The 25,621-nt window shown below is 62.1% G+C and carries 22 protein-coding genes and 1 other RNA gene; 9 read left to right on the top strand and 14 right to left on the bottom strand.

Features of this window, described 5'->3' with window-relative positions; all coding sequences use genetic code 11:
* Positions 1–29 precede the first annotated feature (29 nt).
* The 3 genes from C0V73_RS02265 (at position 30) to C0V73_RS02255 (ending at position 3,831) form a co-directional block, all read left to right on the top strand.
* Positions 30–1,064, top strand: coding sequence for a flagellar motor protein MotA (locus C0V73_RS02265; RefSeq protein WP_102018362.1), 1,035 nt, complete (start codon positions 30–32; stop codon positions 1,062–1,064).
* Positions 1,065–2,096, top strand: a complete 1,032-nt coding sequence (locus C0V73_RS02260) for a peptidoglycan -binding protein (protein ID WP_102018361.1) — start codon at positions 1,065–1,067, stop codon at positions 2,094–2,096.
* A gap of 88 nt (positions 2,097–2,184) precedes the next feature.
* A complete protein-coding gene (locus tag C0V73_RS02255) occupies positions 2,185–3,831 on the top strand; it encodes an FAD-binding dehydrogenase (protein WP_102018360.1) in 1,647 nt (548 codons plus the stop codon).
* Positions 3,832–3,900: 69 nt separating this feature from the next.
* On the opposite strand, the gene C0V73_RS02250 is transcribed toward C0V73_RS02255, so the two are convergent.
* Positions 3,901–4,872 carry a tripartite tricarboxylate transporter substrate binding protein gene (locus C0V73_RS02250; RefSeq protein WP_102018359.1) on the bottom strand — a complete coding sequence of 324 codons (972 nt, stop codon included), beginning with the start codon at positions 4,870–4,872 and terminating at the stop codon, positions 3,901–3,903.
* A gap of 211 nt (positions 4,873–5,083) precedes the next feature.
* On the bottom strand, positions 5,084–6,886 hold the full coding sequence (locus C0V73_RS02245) for an ABC transporter transmembrane domain-containing protein (RefSeq protein WP_102018358.1): 1,803 nt from the start codon (positions 6,884–6,886) through the stop codon (positions 5,084–5,086).
* A 188-nt stretch (positions 6,887–7,074) separates the two neighbouring features.
* Here C0V73_RS02245 and rpmE point away from each other — a divergent pair, with 188 nt between their 5' ends.
* A complete protein-coding gene (gene rpmE / locus C0V73_RS02240) occupies positions 7,075–7,296 on the top strand; it encodes a 50S ribosomal protein L31 (protein ID WP_102018357.1) in 222 nt (73 codons plus the stop codon).
* A gap of 148 nt (positions 7,297–7,444) precedes the next feature.
* Here rpmE and C0V73_RS02235 read toward each other — a convergent pair whose 3' ends face one another.
* The 3 genes from C0V73_RS02235 to C0V73_RS02225 form a co-directional block, all read right to left on the bottom strand.
* On the bottom strand, positions 7,445–7,963 hold the full coding sequence (locus C0V73_RS02235; protein ID WP_102018356.1) for a DUF1465 family protein: 519 nt from the start codon (positions 7,961–7,963) through the stop codon (positions 7,445–7,447).
* Positions 7,964–8,314: 351 nt separating this feature from the next.
* Positions 8,315–8,509 carry a DUF1192 domain-containing protein gene (locus C0V73_RS02230; protein WP_102018355.1) on the bottom strand — a complete coding sequence of 65 codons (195 nt, stop codon included), beginning with the start codon at positions 8,507–8,509 and terminating at the stop codon, positions 8,315–8,317.
* A complete protein-coding gene (locus C0V73_RS02225; RefSeq protein ID WP_102018354.1) occupies positions 8,506–9,801 on the bottom strand; it encodes an MFS transporter in 1,296 nt (431 codons plus the stop codon). Before C0V73_RS02225 ends, C0V73_RS02230 begins: the two co-directional genes overlap by 4 nt.
* Positions 9,802–10,007: 206 nt before the next feature.
* Between C0V73_RS02225 and C0V73_RS23020 the strand changes: the two genes are divergently transcribed.
* Positions 10,008–10,163, top strand: a complete 156-nt coding sequence (locus C0V73_RS23020; protein ID WP_172449970.1) for a hypothetical protein — start codon at positions 10,008–10,010, stop codon at positions 10,161–10,163.
* 12 nt (positions 10,164–10,175) lie between these two features.
* Here the strand turns inward: C0V73_RS23020 and C0V73_RS02220 are convergent, their stop codons facing one another.
* The 8 genes from C0V73_RS02220 to tkt all read right to left on the bottom strand — a co-directional run bounded on the left by C0V73_RS02220 (position 10,176) and on the right by tkt (position 21,484).
* Positions 10,176–10,619 (bottom strand): PACE efflux transporter, encoded by a 444-nt coding sequence (locus tag C0V73_RS02220; protein WP_102018353.1) that lies wholly within the window; start codon positions 10,617–10,619, stop codon positions 10,176–10,178.
* A 177-nt stretch (positions 10,620–10,796) separates the two neighbouring features.
* On the bottom strand, positions 10,797–11,708 hold the full coding sequence (locus C0V73_RS02215) for a PhzF family phenazine biosynthesis protein (RefSeq protein WP_102018352.1): 912 nt from the start codon (positions 11,706–11,708) through the stop codon (positions 10,797–10,799).
* 126 nt (positions 11,709–11,834) lie between these two features.
* Complete coding sequence (locus tag C0V73_RS02210) at positions 11,835–12,749, bottom strand: fructose bisphosphate aldolase (protein ID WP_102018351.1); 915 nt, start codon at positions 12,747–12,749, stop codon at positions 11,835–11,837.
* Between the two features lie 429 nt (positions 12,750–13,178).
* A complete protein-coding gene (locus C0V73_RS02205) occupies positions 13,179–14,378 on the bottom strand; it encodes a phosphoglycerate kinase (RefSeq protein ID WP_102018350.1) in 1,200 nt (399 codons plus the stop codon).
* 85 nt (positions 14,379–14,463) lie between these two features.
* The gene (locus tag C0V73_RS02200; RefSeq protein WP_102018349.1) at positions 14,464–16,293 is read right to left on the bottom strand and encodes a potassium/proton antiporter; all 1,830 of its coding nucleotides are present in this window, start codon (positions 16,291–16,293) and stop codon (positions 14,464–14,466) included.
* Between the two features lie 220 nt (positions 16,294–16,513).
* On the bottom strand, positions 16,514–18,172 hold the full coding sequence (locus tag C0V73_RS02195) for a BCCT family transporter (protein WP_102018348.1): 1,659 nt from the start codon (positions 18,170–18,172) through the stop codon (positions 16,514–16,516).
* A 243-nt stretch (positions 18,173–18,415) separates the two neighbouring features.
* Entirely contained in the window at positions 18,416–19,426 is a 1,011-nt protein-coding gene (gene gap / locus C0V73_RS02190) for a type I glyceraldehyde-3-phosphate dehydrogenase (protein WP_102018347.1), read from the bottom strand.
* Positions 19,427–19,501: 75 nt separating this feature from the next.
* The gene (gene tkt / locus C0V73_RS02185) at positions 19,502–21,484 is read right to left on the bottom strand and encodes a transketolase (protein ID WP_102018346.1); all 1,983 of its coding nucleotides are present in this window, start codon (positions 21,482–21,484) and stop codon (positions 19,502–19,504) included.
* Between the two features lie 341 nt (positions 21,485–21,825).
* On the opposite strand from tkt, the gene C0V73_RS02180 reads away from it, so the two are divergent.
* The 3 genes from C0V73_RS02180 (at position 21,826) to ssrS (ending at position 22,760) form a co-directional block, all read left to right on the top strand.
* The gene (locus C0V73_RS02180) at positions 21,826–22,098 is read left to right on the top strand and encodes a DUF4164 domain-containing protein (protein ID WP_102018345.1); all 273 of its coding nucleotides are present in this window, start codon (positions 21,826–21,828) and stop codon (positions 22,096–22,098) included.
* 68 nt (positions 22,099–22,166) lie between these two features.
* Positions 22,167–22,547: a cell division protein ZapA gene (locus tag C0V73_RS02175; RefSeq protein ID WP_102018344.1), complete on the top strand. Its 381-nt coding sequence runs from the start codon at positions 22,167–22,169 to the stop codon at positions 22,545–22,547.
* 54 nt (positions 22,548–22,601) lie between these two features.
* Positions 22,602–22,760, top strand: a non-coding RNA gene (ssrS, locus tag C0V73_RS02170) — 6S RNA.
* 78 nt (positions 22,761–22,838) lie between these two features.
* Here ssrS and C0V73_RS02165 read toward each other — a convergent pair.
* A complete protein-coding gene (locus tag C0V73_RS02165) occupies positions 22,839–24,866 on the bottom strand; it encodes a methyl-accepting chemotaxis protein (RefSeq protein ID WP_102018343.1) in 2,028 nt (675 codons plus the stop codon).
* 166 nt (positions 24,867–25,032) lie between these two features.
* Between C0V73_RS02165 and C0V73_RS02160 the strand changes: the two genes are divergently transcribed.
* Entirely contained in the window at positions 25,033–25,611 is a 579-nt protein-coding gene (locus C0V73_RS02160; protein WP_102018901.1) for a 5-formyltetrahydrofolate cyclo-ligase, read from the top strand.
* The last annotated feature ends 10 nt before the right edge of the window (positions 25,612–25,621 follow it).

The raw sequence follows: 25,621 nt of genomic DNA, 5'->3' as shown, positions 1-25,621 counted from the left end.
TCCAAGATTCCCCGGAGGTTGAGCGTATCATGGCGAAAGTGAAGTTGGAGGATCTCGAGGTGGGAGAAACCCGTCCGGGAGCATACGGCCAGAAACTCTCCAGCCCGATGCCCTTCTTCACGACGATGGTGATCTTCCTGATCATCGTCTGTTTCATCGCCGCTATCCTCTATCGCCAGGCGCATGCTGCCTTCATCACCAATCCGGGCCTGAACGGCCTGATACTGGGCGTTCTCGCCGTCGGCATCATTCTTGTCTTTGCCCAGGTGCTGGCGCTTCGACCGGAAGTCCGCTGGTTCAATTCCTTCCGTGCCGCTGGTGACAATGCGACGCTTGTCGGCCGCGACCCGAAGCTTTTGGCGCCGATGCGCGCGCTGATCGGCGGCCGCCGATCGATGGCGATTTCGACGACTGCGCTCCGCTCAATCCTCGATTCGATCGGCACACGCCTCGACGAATCGCGCGACACCAGCCGCTATCTGATCGGCCTCCTCGTCTTTCTCGGTCTTCTCGGCACCTTCTGGGGTCTGCTTGGCACGATCGGTTCGATCAATGAGGTTATCGCGTCGCTCGATCCGGCCTCCGGTGATAGCAATGATGTGCTGCAGTCGTTGAAGTCAGGCCTTAGCGCGCCGCTTGCCGGCATGGGCACGGCCTTCTCGTCCTCGCTGCTCGGTCTTTCCGGCTCGCTGATCCTCGGCTTCCTCGACCTGCAGGCAGGGCGTGCGCAGAACCGTTTCTACATTGAACTGGAAAACTGGCTGTCCTCCGTCACCGATGTGGATTCGGAGCGTGGCACGGTATCCGATGCGTCTGCCGCCGTTGCGAGTGACGACATTCGTCTCCTGGTCGAGGAAATCCAGAAGCTTTCGAACCGGGATGGCAATGACCGCTCTGTCGCTGCGATTGCAGGTCTGGCCGAGGGTATTCAGGGGCTGGTCAAGAACATGCGCAACGAACAGCAGATGCTGCGTGACTGGATCGAGGCGCAGCAGGAGGATGCTCGCGCCATGCGCAAGACGCTCGACCGGCTGAACGACAAGATCAGCGGGAGCAACAAGTAAATGGCGCTCGGGCGCAACCGTCGCCGCGAGCGCGGGATCGACTATTGGCCGGGTTTCGTCGACGCCCTGTCGACCCTTCTGCTTGCGATCATGTTCCTGCTCACGGTCTTCGTGGTCGCGCAGTTCATTCTGGGCCGGGAGATCTCCGGCAAGGATGAGGTGCTCAACCGGCTGAACAGCCAGATCGCCGAACTGACCCAGCTTCTGGCACTCGAAAAGAGCGGCAAGCAGGATCTCGAGGACATGCTGGCGTCGCTGCAATCGTCGCTTGCCTCGTCGGAGACCGAACGGTCGCGTCTGCAGGAACTGCTCGACAGTGGTGCGGGATCGGCGGACGTCGCCAATGCCAAGATGGGCCGGCTCACCGAAGAACTCGATGCGGAAAAGCAGGTGAGCGCTCGAGCGATGAGCCAGATCGAGCTGCTCAACCAGCAGATCGCGGCGCTCAGGTCGCAGATCGCGGCCATTGAAGAGGCGCTGCAGGCGTCTGAGGCCAAGGATCAGGCATCGCAGACGCGCATTGCCGATCTCGGGCGGCGTCTCAACGTGGCGCTTGCGCAGCGTGTCCAGGAACTCAACCGCTATCGCTCCGACTTCTTCGGCCGTCTACGTGAAATCCTGTCGGATCGCGAGAACATCCGGATCGTCGGCGACCGCTTCGTCTTCCAGTCGGAGGTGCTCTTCCCCGTTGGTGGCGCCGATCTCGATGGTGCCGGTCAGGCGGAGATGGACAAGCTGGCGGCGGCCGTGCTCGAACTGGCGCAGGAAATTCCAGCCGAGATCAACTGGGTGCTCCGCGTCGACGGACATACCGATGCCTCGCCGCTGACCGGCACTGGACGGTACCGGGACAACTGGGAGCTTTCGTCGGCGCGTGCCACCTCGGTCGTCAAATACCTGATCTCGAGGGGCGTGCCTGCGAACCGCCTGGTTGCTGCCGGCTTCGGAGAGTTCCAGCCGATTGCCGAAGGCGAAACGCCCGACGTCCTTTCCCAGAACCGACGTATCGAACTCAAGCTCACCGAGCGCTAAGTTCATCCGTAATTGTTTGTCCTCCAGACAACTTGCGTGCTGTATTACGTGCGCGTAAAGGTAAGACTATGCGCTTTGGGAGGGTGGCATGCAGGAATTCGACGTCATCGTCATCGGAGGAGGGCTGGCCGGTCTCGTTGCGGCCACGGAGGCTGTCGATCGCGGTCTCAAGGTCGGCCTAATCGACCAGGAAGGCGAACAGAACCTTGGAGGCCAGGCCTTCTGGTCGCTGGGTGGCCTGTTCTTGATCGACAGTCCGGAGCAGCGTCGTATGGGGATCCGCGACAGCATCGAGCTGGCGCGCCAGGACTGGCTGGGCTCGGCCGCCTTCGATCGCACGGAAGACTTCTGGCCACGGCAATGGGCTGAAGCCTATCTGCAGTTTGCTGCCGGCGAAAAGCGCAGCTGGTTGAAAGCCCAAGGTGTCAGCTGGTTCCCAGTGGTCGGCTGGGCCGAGCGCGGCGGTGGCCATGCCGATGGCCACGGAAACTCCGTGCCGCGCTTCCATGTCACCTGGGGGACTGGTCCCGGAGTACTGGCACCCTTCGTCCGGCGCGCCAAGGCGGCGGCCGACGCTGGCAAACTGAGCCTTCTCTTTCGCCATCAGGTGGACCGGCTTGTCGTAACGAATGGCGCCGTCACGGGTGTCACTGGCCGACTTCTGGCTGGGGACGCGACGCCGCGCGGCGGCACCAGCTCGCGCAATGTCGTCGGAGATTTCGAGGTAAAGTCCGGCTCCGTCATCATCGCCTCCGGGGGCATCGGCGGCAATCACGATCTTGTCCGCAAGAGCTGGCCCGTCGATCGCCTGGGGCCTGCGCCGAAGCACATGGTGGCCGGTGTGCCCGCGCATGTCGATGGACGCATGCTGGGCATCGCCCAGGCCGCTGGTGGCGAGGTCATCAATGGCGACCGGATGTGGCACTATACCGAGGGCCTCAAGAACTGGGATCCGATCTGGCCGAACCACGGCATCCGCATTCTGCCGGGCCCGTCTTCCTTCTGGTGCGATGCCGATGGCAACCGTTTTCCAGCCCCCGCCATGCCGGGCTTCGATACGCTTGGGACGCTGAAAGCCATCCGCGCACGCGGTCATGACTATTCCTGGTTCATTCTCAACAAGGCGATCATCAAGAAGGAGTTTGCCCTGTCAGGCTCCGAGCAGAACCCTGATCTCACCGACAAGAACATCCCGCTCTTGATGAAACGTCTCGGCAAGAACCCGCCGGGTCCGGTGCAGGCCTTCATGGGCAAGGGCGAGGATTTCGTCGTGCGTGATACGCTTGAGGATCTCGTGGCTGGCATGAACGAGCTGACTGGGGAACACCGTCTGGGCGTCCATCATGTCCGTGCGCAGATCGAGGCGCGCGACCGGCAGATGACCAACAGCTTCTCAAAGGATGCGCAGGTCGTGGCCATCCGGGGTGCTCGCAACTATCTCGGTGACAAGCTGATGCGCACAGCAAAGCCGCACCGGCTGCTTGATCCGGCCGCTGGGCCGCTGATCGGTGTCAGGCTGCATATCCTCACCCGCAAGACGCTGGGCGGGCTGCACACGGATCTCGAAGGCCGGGTGCTCAATCGTGAGAACAAGCCGGTGCCGGGGCTTTATGCGGCGGGCGAGGTCTCCGGCTTCGGCGGCGGCGGCATGCATGGCTACAACGCGCTCGAGGGGACCTTCCTCGGTGGCTGCTTGTTCTCTGGTCGGGTGGCTGGGCGTAGCGTCGGGCGCTGATTGAGCCGATAGCGGCATTGAAAAAGGGTGGTGGTGACACCGCCCTTAGTTATTTGTGGAATGGTTGGTTTAGTCCATCTGGACGTTCGCGTCCTTCACGACCGGTGTCCATTTCGCGACTTCGGCCTTCACATGCGTGGCAAGCTCATCGGGGCTCGAGGCCACGATCGTGGCAGAGAATTCCTTCATCCGCTCTGCGACCCCAGGATCTGCCATGGCCTTGACGGCTGCGGCATTCAGCCGGTCGACCACATCCTCCGGCGTGTCCTTCGGGGCAAAGAGGGCATTCCAGGTATAGGTCTCGTAACCAGGCAAACCGGCTTCCGCCATCGTCGGGATATCCGGGAAGGATGGCGCACGCTCAGCGGTGGTGACAGCGAGAGCCTTCAAGGTGCCGGCTTTGATATGGGCGGATGACGAGGGGAGGTTGTCGAACATGATCGACACCTGGTTGCCGAGCACATCGTTGAGTGCCGGGCCGGATCCCTTGTAGGGAATGTGCTCCATGGTCACACCTGCCATCGACTTGAACAGTTCGCCAGATAGATGCAGCGGTGTGCCATTGCCGGAAGAGGCGTAGCTCCATTTGTCTGGCTCGGCCTTCAGCAGGGCCAGAAGCTCCTCGACAGATTCTGCCGGCAGTTCGGGGTTGACGACCAGCACGTTGGGAACGAGCACCAGCAGCGAGACGGGTGTGAAGTCTGCCTCGGCATCATAGGGCTTGCTTTTCAGGATCAGCGGATTGAGCGCGTGGGTGGCGACCGTGCCCATCAGGATCGTATAGCCGTCCGGCTCGGCCCGGGCGACGTTGCCAGCGCCGAGGCTGCCGCCGGCACCTGCCACGTTCTGAACGATGACCTGCTGACCGAGATCCGCGGACATCTTCTCGGCGATCACGCGGGCGACGACATCGGTCGAGCCGCCAGCGGCAAAGGGCACAACTAGCGTCACGGGACGCTCGGGAAAGGCAGCCTGCGCCTGGGCGGCGACAAGCAATCCGGCGGCCAGACCACCGGCAAAAAGGGATTTATAGAACGACATGAGTACTCCTCCATCCAATGTCGAATGTCCGAAGCGGCTGCTCCTCCAGCCTCCCGGACATGGCGAGTGTGGCAGGCGCGCGACGCCGTTCAACGGCAGGCTGCATGCCGGTGTCCAAGGAGGCGTAATCGGGGAAGGGAATGGGTGAGAATTCACCCAATCGGCGCTTTTGATGGGTGGAGGTCCACCCATCAAGCGTTAATTGCGGCGCTTATTGCGCAGCGGCCGTGAAATCACGGCCACCCGTCTCGAACTGCAGACGGGCAAGCTTGGCATAGAGGCCCCCCTGCTGGATGAGGCTCAGGTGCGTGCCTTCCTCGACAATGCGGCCATCATCGAGAACCAGGATGCGATCGGCCTTCAGAACGGTAGCCAGCCGGTGGGCGATGACGATCGTGGTGCGGTCGCGCATCAGGCCATCCAGTGCCTTCTGGACGAGGGTCTCGCTTTCCGCATCGAGAGCAGACGTTGCCTCGTCGAGCAGCAGGAGAGGGGCGTCGCGCAGGAGGGCGCGGGCGATCGCGATGCGCTGGCGCTGGCCGCCCGAAAGCGTGACGCCGCGTTCGCCGACAATGGTGTCGAAGCCATTCTCCAGGCGGCCGATGAATTCGCTCGCCTGGGCAGCTTCTGCGGCCGCCTCCACCATGCCACGGCAGGCGTCCGGCGTGCCGAAGGCGATGTTGTCGTGGATCGAGGAGGCGAAGATCGTCGTATCCTGTGGGACGATGGCAATGCGTTCGCGTACGGCCTGCGGATCGGCTTCGCGAATGTCGACACCGTCGAGCCGGATGGTGCCGGAGGACGGATCGTAGAAGCGCAGGATGAGCGAGAAGATCGTGCTTTTGCCAGCACCCGATGGGCCAACGATCGCAACCGTTTCGCCATGTGCAACGGAGAAGGAGAGCCCGTTCAGCGCTGATTTCGTCTTGGCAGAGGGATAAATGAACTGGACGTCGTCGAAGGTGATGCTGCCCTGGGCAGGTTCGGGCAGAGCCTTGGGGTTGGCTGGTGCTGCGATCGCCGGGTGTTCGGCCAGGAGCTCATGCAGGCGCTCCGCTGCACCGGCGGCTTGCGAGAGCTCGCCCCAGACTTCCGAGAGCGTGCCGAGCGAGCCGGCCGCGATCAGCGAGTAAAGAAGGAACTGGCTGAGCGTGCCGCCGCTCATGGTGCCGGCCAGCACACTCTGGGCGCCATACCAGAGAACGCCGACGACGCTGCCGAAGACGAGAGCGATGGCCACACCGGTCAGAAGCGAGCGGGAGCGGATCGCTGAGCGAGCGGCCTCAAAGGCGCTCTCGACGGAGGAGAAATATCGACCACGTGCGGCCTCTTCGGCGTTGAAGGCCTGCAGGGTGCGGGCAGCCCCAATGACTTCGCCGGCATAGGACGAGGCTTCCGCGAGTGTGTCCTGGGCGGCGCGGGAGCGCTGGCGCACGGAACGGCCGAAGCCGACCAGGGGGAAGACTATGACGGGGATCGCTGCCAGCACCATGATCGACAGCTTCGGGCTCGTTGCGATCATCATGCCGACGGCGCCGAGACAGAGGATCGTATTGCGGAGCGCAAGCGAGGCGGTCGCGCCGACGGCAGATTTCAGCTGAGTCGTGTCGGCCGTCAGCCGCGAGACGATCTCGCCCGACTGGTTGATGTCGAAGAAGGAGGGAGAGAGCCGCGTGACATGGGCAAACACGTCGCGTCGCAGGTCTGCCACCACGCGTTCGCCGATGGTGATGACGTAATAGTATCGAAGGGCGCTGGCGACCGCGAGAACGATGGCCATGACGATCATCATGGCGAAGTATTTGTTGATGAACGCGCTGTCGGATGCCTGGAAACCGTGGTCCAGCATGCGACGGATGGCGATCGGCAGGGCGAGCGTTGTGGCGGCCGCCAGGCACAAGAAGATCAGCGCACCAGCGACCAGACCCCGATAGCGCCCGAGATAGGGAAAGAGGCTTGTCAGGGGCTTCAGAGAGCGGCGTTTCTTGTCTGTGTTTTCAGCTTCCGAGGTCACTCTGTCATGCTCCTTCAGTGCACATGGGCTTTCGCGCCTTGGCACTTGTTATCCCTGCGTCCTTCATGTATAGGCACGGCATCGAATTGGGAAGCCGTAGCCCAGACGGACTGCGGCTTCATCTATTGAATAGGTTCTGCCGAGGCAATTGCGGCAAATGGACCGCTCGGCACAGCAGGAATAGAGCGATGAAGGCTAACATCCATCCCGACTACCACGTCATCAAGGTCGTCATGACCGATGGTACCGAATACGAGACCCGTTCGACCTGGGGTTCGGAAGGCGCCGTAATGAACCTCGAAATCGATCCGAGCTCGCACCCGGCATGGACCGGCGGCAACCAGCAGCTGCTGGACCGCGGCGGCCGCGTTTCGAAGTTCAACAAGCGCTTCGGTGGCCTCGGCCTCTGATCGTTTGAAGGATCCGAATTCAACAAAAAGCCCGGCCTTCGTGCCGGGCTTTTTGTTGTCCCTGGTTCCAAAGTCTTGGCGCATCCGGCCATGAAAAAACCCGGCGCAGCTTTCGCTGGCCGGGTTGAAGGTGGTGCTTGCGAATTGATCAGCCTGCGTTGAAGGCGGTGCGCAGAAGGTTCAGCTGGGCCTGGACGCTGTTTTCATTGTCCGGCTGGAATTCTTCTTCGCTGGCTGGGCGATAAATTTCGCGGTCGAGCAGGGCGATGCGGTTCTGCAGGCGCAGCGAACGCTCCACGAGGTCGCGGAAGGCTTCCGGAAGGTCGTTCCAGCCCGGTGCAGCACGGTCGACATTGAAGCCGTCGAGGCGAACCTTGCTCTTCTCGGAGAGAACCTGGTCGCGGCTCATCTCACCATTGTTCACGGCGCGCTGCAGGAGAAGCCAAGAGGCCATCTGCATCAGGCGGGTGGTCAGGCGCATCGACTCAGCCGCATACAATACCGAAGCCTGCCGCGGCAGAACCTTGGCGGCTGCGCGGCCGGGGCCGTCGAGGTAAGCGGCAGTTTCTTCAACCAGTCCCATGCCTTCGGCATAGGTCGACTTGAACTGGCTGGACGCTGCCACACGACCGGCAAAGCTAACCGTATTCACACCGAGTTCAGACATGGATGTTTCCCTGTAAACGCATCACTTAGGCATGTAACGACAGCGCTACGAACTTGTTCCTGTCGCATTTTGTGAGGCTACGATGCTACCAATAGCCCAAATCCGCAAGGCGAAACTTAAGGAAGGGTTAATTCCCACAATTTCGTGAAACCTTTGCCCCATTGGACAAAAAAAGAGCCGCAAATGCGGCTCTCAAGGTAAAACAGGGAGAAAATCAAGCCACCCCAAATAAAGGAAAATGCCTGAACCCAGGAGCTCTGGATGGCCACAGTTTCGGATAAAAGGCTTAACGTGAAGTAAACGGAAAATTGAAAAGTGGTTCTTTCGGAGGCGGGTCTGTAGATCGCAGCTCTATACTTTGGGGCCGAACAGGCTGTCGGCAGCCTTGCGTCCCGCCTCCTTGCGGTCGATCTCACCCTTCAGACGCTCGATCTCGCCTTCCAGCAAGGTGATTCGATGCCGCAACTCGTCTGCCGATATGGCGGATATGTCGCAGCCCAGCTCGTGGGCGGTGCCACGCTTGCGGGGTTCTTCGTCGATGATCATTCGCGTGAGTCCCTCTGGTCCTGTTCGTCATAGGGTTCCTGATCCGGCAATGGGGCCGCACGCGGGTCGAGACTCAGGCCTTCCGGCGTGCTGCTCATCGGCGACGCCGAGATCGGCAGGTTCGGTACGTTCTCGCGATCGGCAGCCGGGATCGCGGCGCGGGTGCGGCTTCGGTAGATGGCATAGGCCGAAATCAGCAGGTGCGAGACCGCGGTGACTGCGAAGAGCGCGTAAGGTCCAGCGGCCGTCATGACAGGGCCGCCGAGGGTCGGGCCGATGATCGTGCCGATGCCGAAGAGCAGGAGCAGGCCGCCCGATACCTTCACGAACTCATCCGGCTTGGCGAAGTCGTTCGCATGGGCAACGGCAATCGGGTAGAGCGCGTTGGCGGCCGCACCATAGATGCCGACGAAAATGAAGATCCAGAGCGGATCTGTGGGCGTGAGGAAGACGAGGCCAAGGGCTGCGAAGGCGGCAAGCGCCGAAAGCGCAGCCAGCACGTAGCGACGGTCGATCCGGTCGGATAGCTTGCCGGCGGGAAACTGCATGACCGCGCCGAGGAAGATCGTCACCGAGAGAAGCAGCGCGATGGTCGAGGCATCAAGGCCGGTGCGCGCGCCGAAGACGGCGCCGAGCGTGCCGTAGGCGCCGTTTGCGATGCCGATCATCAGGATGCCGACGAAGGAGACGGGCGAGTTGCGGTAGAGCAGCGGCAGATCGAGTTTGATCGACCTGAGCGGCTGGGGCGTGGCTGCGGTCGACATCAGCGTCGGCAGCACGGCGAAGCCATAAACGATGCCGCAGATCATGAAGAGGATGGTGGTGGCTGGGTCGAAGACGCCGACCAGCAGCTGGCCGCCGACCACGCCTATCAGGGTGATCGAGATGTAGAACGAGAAGATCATGCCGCGGCTCTCATTCGTCGCGCGCTCGTTCAGCCAGCTTTCGATGATCATCGAGGTGCCTGCCGTGCAAAAGCCGGTGATGACGCGCAGTGCCACCCACCAGGTGGCATCGACGACGATGCCGGTCAGCAGGGCGTTGACGGAGATCAGCGAGACGAAGGTGGAGAAGGCGCGGACATGGCCGACGCGCATGACCAGCTTCGGCGCCACGAAACAGCCGAGCACGAAGCCCGCCGCCCATGTCGTGCCGAGCAGGCCGAGCACTTCGTTCGAATAGCCTTCTGCGGCGCCACGGACCGGTAGCAACAGACCGTGCAGACCGTTTCCGAGGAACAGGAAGAGCGTGCCCAGAAGCAGGGCCATTACCGGCAGAAGATTACGTCTCATGGCATTCTTGTCGATTGGTGTGGATGGCACCCGAGGGCGGGCGGTACGACGCGGTTACAGTAGACGGATGTTCCTACCGTTGTCTGAATGCGACCTTGGCGCTTGCAGGAAAAGTTTCTGGCGGGCAAAAGTGACAGCGATGTGGCTGCGCACCGCATCGCATGCCGCCAGCGCGGCATCCCGCGCGGGTTCCACAAGGAGATTCGATGACCAAGGCCATCTCCGCCTTTTTGATTCTTGCCATGATCGTTCAGGTGATCAAGCCGATCGGCATTCCGGGCCTGAGACGACGCAGCGATTTCTGGAAGCTCGCGGTCGTCGCCTTTGTCACCTGGTCGATCACGCTGCTGATCCGGCCCTGACCCGATTGCGGATCAGTTCGCGGCGGCAGCCTTTTCCGTCTGCCATTCCGGCAGCGGGAAGAGGCGGTCATAGGCCCAGTTGAAGATGAAGGCATAGACCAGGTAGAAAAGTGCAAACGCCACGTCCATGACGAAGGCCTGCCACAGGCTGATGCCGAGATACCAGGCAATGAACGGCATCAGGACCATCAGCAGTCCGGCCTCGAACAGGATGGCGTGGATGATGCGCATCGGCACGGTCTTCAGCGTCGTGCCGGCATAGCGGCGCAGAAGGTGGTCGAAGCCGAGATTGTAGAGATAGTTCCAGGCCGTCGCGAGCGTCGCGCTGACGACGCCGACGATGCCGATGTCTGTCACCGGTACTGAAAAGGCCCAGCTGCCCAGCGGTATGATCAAGGCGAGGCCAATGACCTCGAAGCTGATGGCGTGGCGGATGCGGTCTGCGGCAGTGCGCATGTTCTTCCCTCCGGGAAAACAGGCGGGTCGTCCCGCAGTGCTATCGGTCCCAAAATGGGGAGGTCGTCCTCGAACCGTGATATAGGCCCGGAGGCCTGAAGCGGCAAGGATTGTTTGCCGAGATTTTCAGCAAAAGCACAAGGATTGAGCGTTATCGGTAGGCTGGTTGCCCTTCCGTCACAGGTAAAGTTCGCCGCGCGTGACGAGAACAGAGCTGCCACTGATCTCGACCTGGTCGAACTTCCCGTCGTTTGTCGTCACACGCAAGCGGATGAGGCTACGCCGGCCCATTTCCACGCCCTGTTCGATCAGCAAGTGTCGCTCCGGCAGAGCGGAGCCGAGAGTGGTGAGGAATGCACCGAGTGCCGCCGAGGCGCTTCCGGTCGCGGGATCTTCTGCGACGTTGTCGAAGGGGGCGAACATGCGGGCGCGGATATGGTCCGGACCGACCCAGGTGTAGAGGAAGGTGGCGCAGTCGCAGTCTTCGTCGGCAAAGGTTGCGCGAAGCGCGGTGAGCGACTCAAGCTGCGAGGCCGCCTTGGCGAGGGCTTCCAGGTTCTTCACTTCGACCAGGATGAATTTGAGGCCGACGGAGGCGAAAACCGGTTCATGCCGGCTCACCTCGATGTCGGCTTCGGCAAGGCCGATACAGGAAGCCATGACGCCTGCTGATATCCGGGCTCCGGTTGTGAGGGGCCCTGGAGCGCGGATCGTGGTTCCCGTCACCTTGCCGTCCGGATCGCGTTGCACTGAAACTTCGACAAGGCCCGCCTTTTCCTCGAAGCGAAGGTGCTCGCCGACCGGTCTTCCGAAGTTGGTCCCTTCGGTTGCGAGCACATGCGCAGTGCCGACATTCGGGTGGCCGGCGAAGGGGACTTCCGTCACGGGCGTGAAGATGCGGACTTCAGCCGTATTGGCTGGGTCACTCGCAGGCAGGATGAAGGTCGTTTCCGAATATCCAAACTCCGCCGCGACCTGCTGCATCTCAGTGTCGGTCAGGCCTCGCGCATCCGTGACGACGGCGAGCGGATTGCCGGCGAACCGGATTTCGGTGAAGACATCGACGGTGACGAAGGGGACGGTTTTCATGCGGGCTCCGGATGTTCCATTCCCCTCCCATAACGCAGAAAACCCGGCGCGTGGCCGGGCTTTCGTGTCCTGATGACAAGTTTGACGTTCGTGGTCACGTCTTACTTTTAGGAGGCGTGGAGCCGATTACTCGGCCGCGATAGCGCCCACCTTGGCGACGCTTGCGGCGTAGATCTGCTCGATCGTCCCTGCGATGCTGCTGTTGAATTCCGCGTCGCTCATGGTGACACGCAGCTTCTCGGCCAGCGCGCGCGAGAAGCTTGCGATCATGCCGTGGTTTTGTCGCAGCTTTTCGCAGGCGTCGACCGTCGAATAGCCACCGGAGAGGGCTACGACACGCACGACCGAGGCGTGGTTCATCAGCGGAGCGTAGAAGTCGGCAACGGTCGGAATGGTCAGCTTGAGCATGACCTTGTCACCTGATGGCAGCTTGTCGAGCTCGGCGGCGATTGCATCGCGCAGGATGGCTTCGGCTTCTGTCTTGCTCGGGCTCTTGATCGAGACTTCCGGTTCGACGATCGGCACAAGGCCCTGGGCGATGATCTGGCGGGCAACTTCGAATTGCTGGCGAACAACGGCGGTGATGCCGGCCTTGTCGGCATGGGCGATGACCGAGCGCATCTTGGTGCCGAAAATACCCTTCTCGCGGCCACGGATGAGAAGCGCGTCGAGGTCCGGCATGGGCTTCATTAGTTGAACGCCGTTTTCTTCCTCCATCAGACCCTTGTCGATCTTGAGGAACGGGACAACGCCCCGCTTTTCCCAGAGGAAGGAGGGGACGGGCTCGCCGTCGACATCACCGTCCATGGTCCGCTCAAAGAGGATGGCGCCGATGACCTTGTCGCCGGTGAAGGCAGGCGCCTTCATGATGCGCACGCGCATGGCGTGGATCAGGCGGTACATTTCGTCGTCGCCCTGGTAGTCGCTCTCGGAGATGCCATAGAGACGGAGTGCGCCCGGTGTCGAACCGCCACTCTGGTCCAGCGCGGCGATGAAGCCGGGTGCCGAGGTCATTTTGTCCAACATCTTCGCGTCCACCATATCTCACTCCTATCCCTGAACATGGCGCCGTCGCGCCGGACTATTCTCTTGCTCTTTCGACGGACCGATGTGGTCGTCCGGGTCATTCCCTCGAGCCTTTCGGCCTTTAAAGACCGAGATGAGTTCGGCGATAACAGAACTTCTCCAAAGGGAAAATGGGCAGCTAACCTATTGAAACGATTGAAATCATTTCAATCGTTTGAAAATTCAAAGATTTTTAAATGCGTTTCAATCGGCACGGAAATTGCTGTTGTTTCGCCGCTTGACTGCACATCTGGCGTCGAGGGGAACAACCCGCCGGGCGGACCGAGGTTCCCGTCGCATCATGCTAGCACCGAAGACCCGGCAGCCAAATGACAAGGCGCACGAAAAAACCGCGTGCCCTGGGACACGCGGTTCACTGTTATTCTGATCGGTGGGTCGGCGTGATCAGCCCTTGGTCAGGACCGCGACGCCCGGCAATTCCTTGCCTTCCATCCATTCGAGGAAGGCGCCGCCTGCCGTCGAGACATAGGAGAAGTCATCGGCAACGCCAGCGTGGTTGAGTGCCGAGACGGTATCGCCGCCGCCGGCAACGGAAACGAGCTTGCCGGCCTTGGTCTGTTCAGCGGCATGCTCAGCGGCCGATACGGTCGCCTTGTCGAAGGGAGCGATTTCAAAGGCACCGAGCGGGCCGTTCCAGACCAGCGTTGCTGCTTTACCGATCCAGGAGTTGATCAGCTCGACCGATTTCGGGCCGACGTCCAGCATCATGGCATCCGCGGGGATTGCGTTGATGTCGACGGTCTCGTTGGCGGCATTGGCCTTGAACTCGCGGGCAACGACGCCGTCGACGGGCAGCACGATGGCGCAGCCCGCGGTCTTCGCCGTTTCCATGATCGAACGGGCGGTGTCGGCGAGGTCATGCTCGCAGAGCGACTTGCCGACATCGATTCCCTGGGCGGCGATGAAGGTGTTCGCCATGCCGCCGCCGATGACGAGGGCGTCGACCTTGGTCACGAGGTTGGAAAGCAGATCGATCTTGGTCGAGACCTTGGCGCCGCCGACGATGGCAACGACCGGCCGTGTGGGCTGACCCAGACCCTTTTCCAGCGCTTCCAGCTCAGCCTGCATGGTGCGGCCGGCATAGGCGGGCAGGTGATGGGCGAGGCCTTCGGTTGAGGCATGCGCGCGGTGTGCGGCCGAGAAGGCGTCGTTGACGTAGATGTCGCCGTTCTTGGCGAGTTCGGCGGTAAACTCCGGGGTGTTCTTCTCTTCTCCCTTGTGGAAGCGGGTGTTTTCCAGAAGCATGATGTCGCCGTTCTCCATCTTGGCGATGGCATCGGCAGCCGGGGCGCCGATGCAGTCGGAGGCGAAGGCGACGCGCTGGTCGAGCACTTCCTCTACGGCAGGCGCGATCAGAGACAGCGACTGGTCTGCGACCGGCTCGCCCTTCGGACGACCGAAATGAGCGAGCAGGATGACCTTGGCGCCCTTTTCCGAGAGTTCCAGGATCGTCGGCGCAACGCGCTCGATGCGGGTCGTGTCGGAGACCTTGCCGTTGGTCACGGGGACGTTGAGGTCAACGCGGACAAGCACGCGCTTGCCTGCGATGTCGGTGAGATCGTCGAGTGTCTTGAAAGCCGGCATGGGTCTACCCGTCTTGAATGCTGTTGGAATTGGGCTTGCGGGCCGGACCTTACACCGCTCATGTGACGGCGCAAGGCGCGCCGGCTCATTTTTCGGCGCTGCGATCGACGGCCGCCGCGCCGCGTTTGCGACGCAGGTAATCGCGCGTCGCATGGGCGAGTTCGCGGATATTGAGGAAGATCGGCCAGGTGGTTGCCGGCTCGACCGGTTCCATCGAGACGCCGACGGAGGCGATGTGGCCGTGCTCGTCGATGTCGCGCACGATGAGAACAATCGTGCCGAGGCGGACGCGGTCGGCATAGTCTGGGCGGCCCCCGACGCGCTGGGTGATCAGTTCCGCGACCGTCTTGCCGCGCTCGCTGTCGGAGATCGACAGCGGCCCATAAGCCTCGTCGATATCGCGCACATGGCTGGCGGGAGCGATGGCGAAGGTGCCGAAGAATTCGCCGTCGTCCTCGGCCACCGGGGCTTCGGTCGCGAAGAGCCGGTCGAGCAGCTTGGAATAGCTCGGCGCGATGAAGAGGTAGACCTGGTCATTCTCGCGCAGACGGCCCGCATATTGATAACGCATCGACTTGCCATCGCGGATGACAAGCGAGGGCATGGCCCAGCGCGGGATGCGCTCGCCGCGGAGCACGGGGCTGCCGGCGACGACGCGGTAGGCCAGCAGCTCGTGGTTGGCGGTGCCCGGCAGGTCGAGTTCGACCTTGTCGATAGCCCCGATCCGCGGCGGGATGATGAGGCCGAGACGCTTGGCAAGCGGCTTGATGGTCCAGCCTTGCAGCACCAGCGAGATCATCACGACGATGAAGGCCGTGTTGAAGAAGAGCTGGCCGTTTTCCATGCTGCCGATGACCGGGACGATCCCGAGCAGGATCGAAACGGCGCCGCGTAGACCGACCCAGGCGATGAAGCCCGTTTCACGCTGGGTGAAGTCGAACGGCAGGAGGCAGAGCCAGACGGCGAGCGGACGCGCGATGAAGACGAGGAAGAGAGCGAGAAGGACCGCAGGCAGCAGGATCTGCGGGAATTGCGAGGGGGTCGCGAGCAGGCCCAGCACCAGGAACATGATGATCTGGGAGAGCCAAGTCATCCCATCCTGGAAGCGCTTGATCGATACCGTGGAGGGCAGCTTGCGCGACCCCGCATAGATGCCAGCGACATACACGGCCAGGAAGCCGCTGCCGCCGATCAGGCCGGTAAAGGCGAAGATCATCAGGGCCATGGCGAGCATGAAGATCGGTGCCAGTCCCTGCTCGATCTGCAACTTGCGCAGGATGAAGGCGATCGACGCACCACCGACAAGACCGAGGATGAGCCCGATACCCATCTGCTCGACGAAGAGCCTGAGTAGATCCAGCGAAAGACCATCCGCGCCGCTGCCGTTCGAGATCAACTCGACGAGGGCGATGGCGAGGAAGATCGCCATGGGATCGTTGGTGCCGGATTCGACTTCCAGGGCCGAACGGACGCGGTCACGGATGTTGATGCCGCCGATGCGCAGGAGGAAGAAGACGGCGGCCGCATCCGTGGACGCGAGGATGGCGCCGAGCAGCAGACCCTCGAGATAGCTGAAGCCGAAGAGGAAATGGGCTGCCACGCCTAGCAGGACAGTCGTCAGTAGCACGCCGAAGGTCGCGAGCGTCAGGGCGGGGGCCGCTGACAGGCGGAAGGATTGCAGTGATGTGCCGAAGCCCGAATCAAAAAGCACGACTGCCAGGGCAAGCGAGCCAACCACATAAGCGAGGGGGAAGTTGGAGAAGTCGATGCCGAGGCCATCGACACCCGCGCCAAGGCCAATGGTCAGAAAGAGAAGAAGGAGCGGCGCGCCGAAGCGGAAAGCGATGAGGCTCGAAAAGGCGGCCAGGAAAACCAGAGCCGTCGCAACCAACGTTACCGCGTAAAACTCACTCAATCCTCTTCCCCTTTCTCGATGCCGGCCGACCGGCGGCGCCCATCACTGTCCGGTCCCTCTCTCCGGCTGTCAAACCGAAAGATGGTGGTTTCCCGTCGTCATGACGGGCAATCCTTGCAAACCGGAAATTTAGATGCGTGCCGAACGGCTCGCGCAAAATGGAACAAGATCATGATCATAGTAGGGCGGATTTAAATTCTTTAATCCGCCCTACGAAATTTTATCGGGGTTCGGAGAGCAGTCCGCGGATCAAAGCGTAGCTTGCTCCCAGAAGCACGATGGCAAAGGGCAGGCCGGTAGAAACGGCCATTGCCTGGAGGGCCACAAGTCCGCCGCCAAGCAGCAGCGCGATGGCGACGAGGCCCTCGAAGGTTGCCCAGAACACCCGCTGCGGCACGGGCGCATTGACCTTGCCGCCGGCCGAGATCGTGTCGATCACCAGCGAGCCGGAGTCGGATGAGGTGACGAAGAAGACCACCACGAGCACGATGCCGATGAAGGATGTGACGGCCGTGAGCGGCAGGTGGGCCAGCATCTCGAACAGCTGCAGTTCAAGTGCTGCATCCTGGACGCTGGTCAGGCCGTCATTGACGACCTGGCTGATTGCCGTGCCGCCAAGTGCTGTCATCCAGAGGACGGAGACCAGCGAGGGAATGAGCAGCACAGCCGTCAGGAGACCGCGGACCGTGCGGCCACGGCTTACGCGGGCGATGAACATGCCGACAAAGGGCGACCAGCTGATCCACCAGGCCCAGTAGAAGGCCGTCCAGCCCTGAGCGAAGTTGGTGTCTTCACGCCCGAAGGGATTGGACAAGGCCGGCAGATAGGTCGCATAGGCCTTGAGGTTCAGGAAGAAGCCTTGGACGATCTGCATGGTCGGGCCGACCGCGATGATGAAGACGAGCAGCAAGGCAGCGAGGCCGAGATTGACCTCGGAGAGCAGTTTGACGCCCTTGTCCATACCCGCCACGACGGATGCGATGGCGATACAGGTGATCGCGAGCACAAGCAGGATCATCGTCGTCTGGGTCGAGGGAATGCCGAAGAGGAATTCGAGGCCAGCACTCGCTTGCTGGGCACCGATGCCGAGCGAGGTCGACAGGCCGAAGATGGTGGCGAAGACCGCAAGGATATCGATGACATGGCCTGGCCAGCCCCAGACGCGTTCGCCGAAGATCGGGTAGAAGATCGAGCGCAGGGTAAGAGGCAGGCCCTTGTTGAAGGAGAAGAGTGCGAGCGAAAGCGCCACGACCGCATAGATCGCCCAAGGGTGCAGACCCCAGTGGAAGATGGTCGCGGCCATGGCGAGGCGACGAGCAGTTTCCGGGTCACCGACCGCACCGTTGAGCGGTGCCCAGTCAGTCCGCACGCCATCTTCGAAGACCGGGCCGCCAAGGGCGGCGGTGAAGTGCCCCATGGGCTCGGAGACGCCGTAGAACATCAGGCCGATGCCCATGCCGGCGGCAAAGAGCATCGAGAACCAGGAGAGGTTGCTGTAGTCTGGACGCGCATCCGGGCCACCGAGGCGGATCCGTCCGAGCGGCGAGACGATCAGGCCGATGCAGACCAGAACGAAGACGTTGCCGGTCAACAGGAAGAACCAGTCGAGATTGCCGGTGAGGAAGTCGCGGAGGCCAGTGAAGGCTGGCTCGAGCGTGGTCTGAAAGGCCAGCGTCAGGAAGGTGAAGACGACGATTGCGAGGGCCGAGACGCTGAAGACGACGTTGTGGATGTCGAGTTCGAAGACGAAACGGCGGCGGAAATTGATGTTGTCCTGACCGATCTCATAGGTCGTGTCGATGATCTCGGTGCGCCCTTCTGGCGCCGGGATCGCCTCTTCGGCGACAGCGGTATTGGGATCGGTGGTTGTTATGGCCAATGGTCCGGTATCCTTTCGAATGGGTGGGGCCAAGGCCCCGAAGACGGCGCGGAACGCGCGCCAGAAAGGGGCGCAGGTCTGCCGGAGCAGCCGTATTTGCGCCACAATTCGAAGGGGCAACCATTGACGTGCCGCATTGTTCCCGCGCAGCGCAGCTTTTTTTCCGACCGACTTTCTGATCTCCGAAACGAAAGAAGGCGGGCCATTGCTGGCCCGCCTTCCTCAGAGATGAAGTCCTGATGATCAGATGAGCTTGGCGAGCGCCACAGCCGTGTCCGACATGCGGTTGGAGAAGCCCCACTCGTTGTCGTACCAGGTCAGGATGCGGACGAAGTTGCCTTCGAGAACCTTGGTCTGGTCGAGCGCGAAGATCGAGGAGTGGCTGTCGTGGTTGAAGTCACGGCTGACCAGCGGCTCGTCGGTGTAACTGAGGATGCCCTTCAGCGCGCCGTTGGAGGCGGCGATGATGGCGTCGTTGATTTCCTGCGCGGTGGTGTTCTTCTTGGCGACGAACTTGAAGTCGACGACCGAGACGTTCGGGGTCGGCACGCGGATCGAGGTGCCGTCGAGACGGCCCTTGAGGTGCGGGAGCACGAGGCCAACGGCCTTGGCTGCACCCGTCGAGGTCGGGATCATGGACAGGGCTGCGGCGCGAGCGCGGTACAGGTCCTTGTGCATGGTGTCGAGCGTCGGCTGGTCGCCCGTGTAGGAGTGGATCGTGGTCATGAAGCCGTGGTCGATGCCGACGGCGTCATCCAGCGTCTTGACGACCGGAACCAGGCAGTTCGTCGTGCAGGATGCGTTGGAGATGACCAGGTGGTCCTTGGTCAGCTGGTCGTGGTTTACGCCGAAGACGACCGTCAGGTCGGCGCCATCGGCCGGAGCCGAGACGATGACGCGCTTGGCGCCAGCCTGAAGGTGAAGGGCAGCCTTGTCACGCGAGGTGAAGATGCCCGTGCATTCCATGGCGATGTCGACGCCGAGTTCCTTGTGGGGAAGCGTGGCCGGATCCTTGATCGCGGTGACCTTGATCGGCTTGCCGCCGTCGATGATGATCGTGTCGCCTTCGACCTTGACCGTGGCCGGGAACTTGCCGTGGATCGAGTCGTAACGCAGCAGATGCGCGTTCGTCTCGACCGGGCCGAGATCGTTGATGGCGACGACTTCGATGTCGGTGCGGCCGGATTCGACGATGGCGCGGAGAACGTTACGTCCGATACGGCCGAAGCCGTTGATGGCAACTTTCACAGTCATTGGTGCACTCCCGATTGAATATTGAGCTCTTGGGCAATGTCAGGGCGCCTTGGGGGACGCCCTGGCGGGATTGTGTCAGGCAAGCTTGGCTTCGGCGGCGGCCACGACGGCGTCCGCCGTGATGCCGAAGTGCTTGTAGAGTTCCTTGGCAGGACCGGAGGCGCCGAAGGACTTCATGCCGATGAAGGTGCCGGTGGAGCCGATGATCGCGTCCCAGCCCTGGCGAATGCCGGCTTCGACGGCGATCTTGACCGGCGCGTTGCCGATGATCGCTTCCTGGTAGTCAGCGTCCTGCTCGAAGAAAAGTTCGAAGCAGGGAACGGAAACGACGCGGGCGGAGATGCCCTTGGCTTCCAGCTGCTGCTGGGCCTTCATCGCGATCTCGACTTCCGAACCGGAGGCGAAGATCGAGACCTTGGCGTCGCTGGCCGAGATCAGCTCATAGGCGCCCTGGGCGCAGAGGTTGCGCTCTTCGTATTCGGTGCGGGCCGGGATCAGGTTCTGACGCGTGAGCGCGATGCCCGACGGACGATCCTTTGTTTCGAGCGCAACCTGCCAGCATTCCACCGTTTCCGTGGCGTCAGCCGGGCGGAACATCATCAGGTTCGGAATGGCGCGGAGCGCTGCCATGTGCTCTACCGGCTGGTGGGTCGGACCGTCTTCGCCAAGACCGATGGAATCATGGGTCAGGACGTGGATGACGCGGATGCCCATGAGGGCCGCCAGACGGATCGACGGACGGCAATAGTCGGAGAAGATCAGGAAGCCGCCGGAATAGGGGATCAGGCCGCCATGCAGCGCAATCCCGTTCATGGCAGCTGCCATGCCGTGCTCGCGGATACCGTAATGGATGTAACGGCCGGAGAAGTCGGTCGGCGTGATCGACTTGGTCTGGCTGGTCTTGGTGTTGTTCGAGCCGGTCAGGTCGGCGGAGCCGCCGAGCGTTTCGGTGACGACACCGTTGATGACTTCGAGCGCATCCTCGGAAGCCTTGCGGGTTGCGACCGTCGGCTTGGTTTCAGCGAGCTTCTTCTTGTAAGCGTCGACGGCGCCGGCGAGCGTGCCGGGCAGTTCGCCGGCGAAGCGGCGGTTGAATTCGGCGCGCTTCTCGGCGTCGGCACCAGCGAGGCGGGCTTCCCAGTCCTTGCGGGTCTTGGTCGAGCGCAGGCCGGCGAGGCGCCAGGCGTCGAGCACGTCAGCGGGGATCGAGAAGGCTTCCTCGTTCCAGCCGAGCGCCTTGCGGGTCGCTGCAATTTCGTCGGCGCCGAGCGGCGAACCGTGAACCTTGTGGGTGCCGGCCTTGTTCGGCGCGCCGAAGCCGATCACGGTCTTCGCCGCGATCATGGTCGGCTTGTCGGACTTCTTGGCGGTCTCGATGGCAGCGGCGATTGCTTCCGGATCGTGGCCGTCGATGGCGATCGTGTTCCAGTTGGCCGCGCGGAAGCGGGCATGCTGGTCGGTCGAGTCGGCGAGCGAGATCGCGCCGTCGATCGAGATGCCGTTATCGTCCCAGAAGACGATCAGCTTGTTGAGCTTCAGGTGGCCGGCGAGCGTGATCGCTTCCTGGCTGATGCCTTCCATGAGGCAGCCGTCACCGGCAAGCACATAAGTGTAGTGGTTCTGCAGCTCAGAGCCGAACTCGTCTTCGAGCTTCTTCTCCGCGAGTGCCATACCGACGGCGGTCGCAATGCCCTGGCCGAGCGGACCGGTGGTCGTTTCGATCCCGGAGGCGTGGCCATATTCCGGGTGACCGGCGGTCTTTGCACCGAGCTGACGGAAGGACTTGATGTCCTCGATCGTCATGTCCTCATAGCCGGTTAGATAGAGGAGCGAGTAGATCAGCATGGAGCCGTGGCCGGCTGACAGCACGAAGCGGTCGCGGTCGGGCCAGAGCGGGTTCTTCGGGTCGAAGCTCAGGTAGCGGGTGAAAAGAACGGTTGCGACATCGGCGCAGCCCATGGGCATGCCGGGATGGCCGGAATTGGCCTTTTCCACTGCATCCATGGCGAGGAAACGGATCGCATTCGCCATCCGCTGATGTTTTTCGGGAGAAATCATGGCTTATCCGCTTGTTCCGGGGCTTCGAGATACGGCCCGCCGGGGTGGGCCGCCTGAACGGGGGTGATCCTTAGCAGGTGCATCGCGCAAGTCAACAAATGGGCCGGCTTCGGGCGTTTCTGGGATCAAGAAAACATCTCTTTGCCTCTTTCCTGTGCGAGTTCGGAAGATGACTTCGGGAGCAGCAAATGGGGACAGTCTTCCACAGAATTGGCTTCTTCCAAGGGCCCGCGCTTTATTGACGCGCGGCAAGCCCGGGGCTTACTGTCCCGGCACACATGGTCGGGGCGGCCACGACGATTCGTGTAGCGAACAGACATCACTGAGGCAGGGGCGAACGAATGCCGGCGGAAAATTCGGTTGATGCCGCACTCGCAGCGCTACGGCAGGCTGTCGCCGGGCTGGAGAACGCCGTCGACATGCGTTTCGAAGCAGAGCGCGAGAGCACGGAGATCGACGGCGAGGTTCGGCGCGTTCATGCCGACCGGGCGCGTCTCGCCCAGGATCTCGATCAGTCGGAGTTTCGGGCGAACCGCCTCGAAGAAGTCAACCGCGAGGTTTCCCGCCGTCTCGTAACGGCGATGGAAACGATCCGGGCGGTGCTCGACCGCTGAACGGTCGACAAAAGCGTTAGTTGCTTCCGGCGCCAGAACGCCGCGTGTGAGAAAGAGTTGGAAGGCCGATGTCGCAGGTGACAGTCACGATCGACGGAAAAGCCTATCGCATGGCTTGCGAGGAGGGCCAGGAGGCCCATCTCACCGAGCTTGCGAGCCAGTTCGATCGCTATGTCGGCCATCTCAAGGGACAGTTCGGCGAAATCGGCGATCTCCGGATCACCGTCATGGCCGGGATCATGGTCATGGACGAGATGGCGGAGATCAATCGCCGTCTGGCGGCCGCCGAAGCCGAGCTTGCCGGTTTCCGCGACGGGCGCGATACCGTCCTTTTAGGCGTGCATCACCGCGAAGAAGCCGTCGCGCATGCTATATCAGACCTTGCAGAGCGTCTGAACGGCATTACCCGCAAACTCACCCAACGGCCCGCTCCCCAGCCTCAGGCCTGAGGACTATTTGCCAAGGCCACTGGCGCATTGCCCGCGAAGCGCCTATATCTGAGTTGCGGTCTGCGCCTCACGACAGGAACCACAATCCCTGGGGCCATACTCGATCCAAAGGGAGCTGTCCCTGGCCGGGCCCGTGGGCTCGGACATATGGCGCCCACCTACGTTTGTAGGCACCCAGGATCGTAAATCTCCATCGGTTGCCGTGGATCGCACCTTTTCATCTCATCGAGATCATACAAAAAAGCCGCCGCGATCGCTCGCGACGGCTTTTTGTTGGTTGGGCGGCTGGGATCAGAATTCTTCCCAGTTGTCCTGCGATGCGGCTGCGGCCGTGTTGCCGCCGCCGAATGCCTTGGCGAGGTTGCCGACCATCTTGCGGGCCGGGGAGGCAACGGGCCGGGTTTCGGCTGCAGCAGCAGCTGGGCGTGCGGCCGGGCGGTAGGCAGGTGCCGATGCGGAGTAGGTCGGTGCAGCAGACGAGCGGGCGGCAGAGGTTGCCGCGCCGGCCATGCGGAACTGCGAGACGAGGCCTGCGAGGTTGCGGGCGCTGTCGGCAAGGCGGTGCGTGACGGCTGTTGCCTCTTCCACCATGGCGGCGTTCTTCTGGGTGAACTGGTCCATGTGGTTGACCGAGCCGTTGATCTCGTTGAGCGCAGTCGACTGTTCACGTGCGGCTGACGCAATGGACGTGATGTGGTCGTTGATGACGGCCACTTGGGTGGAGATCTCACCCAGAGCGTTGCCGGTCTGCTGGACCAGCGAGACGCCACCGGCGACGGCTTCGCCCGACTTGTTGATCAGCGCCTTGATATCCTTGGCAGCATTCGCAGAGCGCTGAGCCAGTTCACGGACTTCCTGAGCGACGACGGCAAAGCCCTTGCCGGCTTCACCGGCACGTGCGGCCTCAACACCGGCGTTCAGCGCCAGCAGGTTGGTCTGGAAGGCGATTTCGTCGATCACGTTGATGATCTTCGAGATTTCGCTGGATGCCTGCTCGATGCGGCTCATTGCCTCGATCGCGTTGGAGACGACCTTGCTGGAATTCTCGGTGCTCTGGCGCGCCTTGGTTGCCATGGCCGCCGCTTCGTCGGCCTTGGAAGACGAGCCACGCACGGTCGAGGTGATCTGTTCGAGGGCGGCGGAGGTTTCTTCCAGCGAGGCAGCCTGCTGTTCGGTACGCTTCGAGAGATCGTCGGTGGCAGAGCGCATTTCGGCAGAGCTTGCCTCGATGCCGCTGGTTTCCACGCGAATTTCAGCAAGCGTGCTGCTGAGTTTCTCGACGGACGCGTTGAAGTCGACGCGCAGGCGATCAAGGTTGCCAGTGAAGGTGCGATCGATGCGGACCGTGAGGTCACCGTCGCTCAGTCGGTTCAGACAGTCGGCCAGAACGTCGACGGCTTCCTGGACGATGCGCGAGTCTTCAGCCTTCGCCTTCTCGTTCTCTGCGCGGTCCCGTTCGCCCTGGGCGGCTGCTTCTGCAGCGCGGCGCTCGATTTCGATCTTCTGGATGGCGCTTTCACGGAAAACGTTGATCGAGCGGGCGAGGGCGCCGATCTCGTTGTGCAGGTGCTGATCCGGAACGGAGGTCTCGAGCTGGCCGGAGGCGAGGCGGTCGGCAACGGCGGTCAGGCGGGGCAGCGAGCCGACGATACGGCGAACGAGCAGTCCCACGAGCGTGGCTGCGATCAGAAGCACGATCAGGGCTGTCGTGCCGATGGCATAGGTCATCTCGGTGGCGATGCTGTTGATGTCGGCCTTGCGAACGCCGGCATAGAGGATGCCGAGCACGTCGCCGGCCGGCGAGAAGATCGGCTGGTAGATCGTGTAGTAGGGCGTTTCCAGGATGACGGCTTCGCCGCGATAGACCTGACCCTTGACCGAGAAGGGATAGACGGCGCCGGTCTGGCCGAGTGCCGTACCGACGGCACGGTTGCCATCAGGCTTGATGATGTTGGTGGTGCGGCGCCAGAAGTCCTTGCTCTCGGCGTCCCAGGCGAAGATCGTCGCCGTCTGGCCAGTCATGCGGCCGATCGTGTCGATCATCGTGTGTTCGGTGAATTCCTTCGGGATCCCTTCCATCACGATCCGCTCGACATTGCCGTCTTTCGCCCAGGTCACCTTGGTGCCCGGCAGGTCGCGCTCAATGATGGTGGCGGCGGTACGAAGGCTTGCGTCCTGGCCGGCAATCGCCTGCTGCTGGATGCGCGTCTCGATGCTGCCGGAGATGACCCACGCCACGGCTCCGAGTGCCGCGATCAAGATCATGACCGTCGTCGCGGTGATTGTTTTCGTGATGCCGAAGCGCGAAAAGAACTGCATAGAAATGCCCCTTGAACGTTGTCTTGATCCTTAGTCTAAGCGCTTTGAGTTAATCCTTGGTTTTTTAGGGTAATTTCAAACCAAGTTGACGAAGGGCAAAAACACGATTTTCTGGTGTCTTGCCTCCCCATATTTGGCGAGGTTGCGAAGAAAGAGGCTGCAGGTGGTGGAAAAGCGGGAATTGAAGGCCGACATCCGCAAGGCGCGACTGGCGGTCCGGGATGCGATCCCGGCGGAGCTGAGGCTGGAGCACAGCCTTGCGATGGCAGAGCATGCCGGCGACGCTCTGGAGATGGAGCCGGGGATCGTGGTCTCGGGCTTTTTCCCGATCCGCTCCGAGGCGGATATCCGCCCGCTGATGGCGCGGCTCAAGGGACGGGGCGCGCGCCTCTGCCTGCCCGTCGTTATGGACAAGGAGACGATCGTCTTTCGCGAACTCGTGGCCGGTGCAGAACTCGTCAATACTGGCTTCGGCACCCGTGGCCCGGGGCCGGAGGCTGCCGTTCTCGACCCGGATCTGCTCCTGGTTCCGCTCTCCGCCTTTGATGCTGGCGGCAACCGGATCGGCTATGGTGCAGGCCATTATGACCGCGCGATCGCTCGTCTGCGGGAAAAAGGCCGGCATCCGCGGCTGATCGGCATTGCATTCGACTGTCAGGAGGTGGCAGAAGTGCCCTTCGAGGCCCATGATGTCCGGCTAGAGGCCGTGCTGACCGAAAGCGGCCTCAAAAGATTCATGGAGTGATTGGACGAAA

Origin of the sequence: Rhizobium sp. TH135 (assembly GCF_002855515.1) — a bacterium.
In the GTDB taxonomy this organism is placed as follows: Bacteria; Pseudomonadota; Alphaproteobacteria; order Rhizobiales; family Rhizobiaceae; genus Allorhizobium.
Note: the sequence above shows the minus strand (reverse complement) of the source record. Positions and strands in the feature narration are given on the sequence as shown.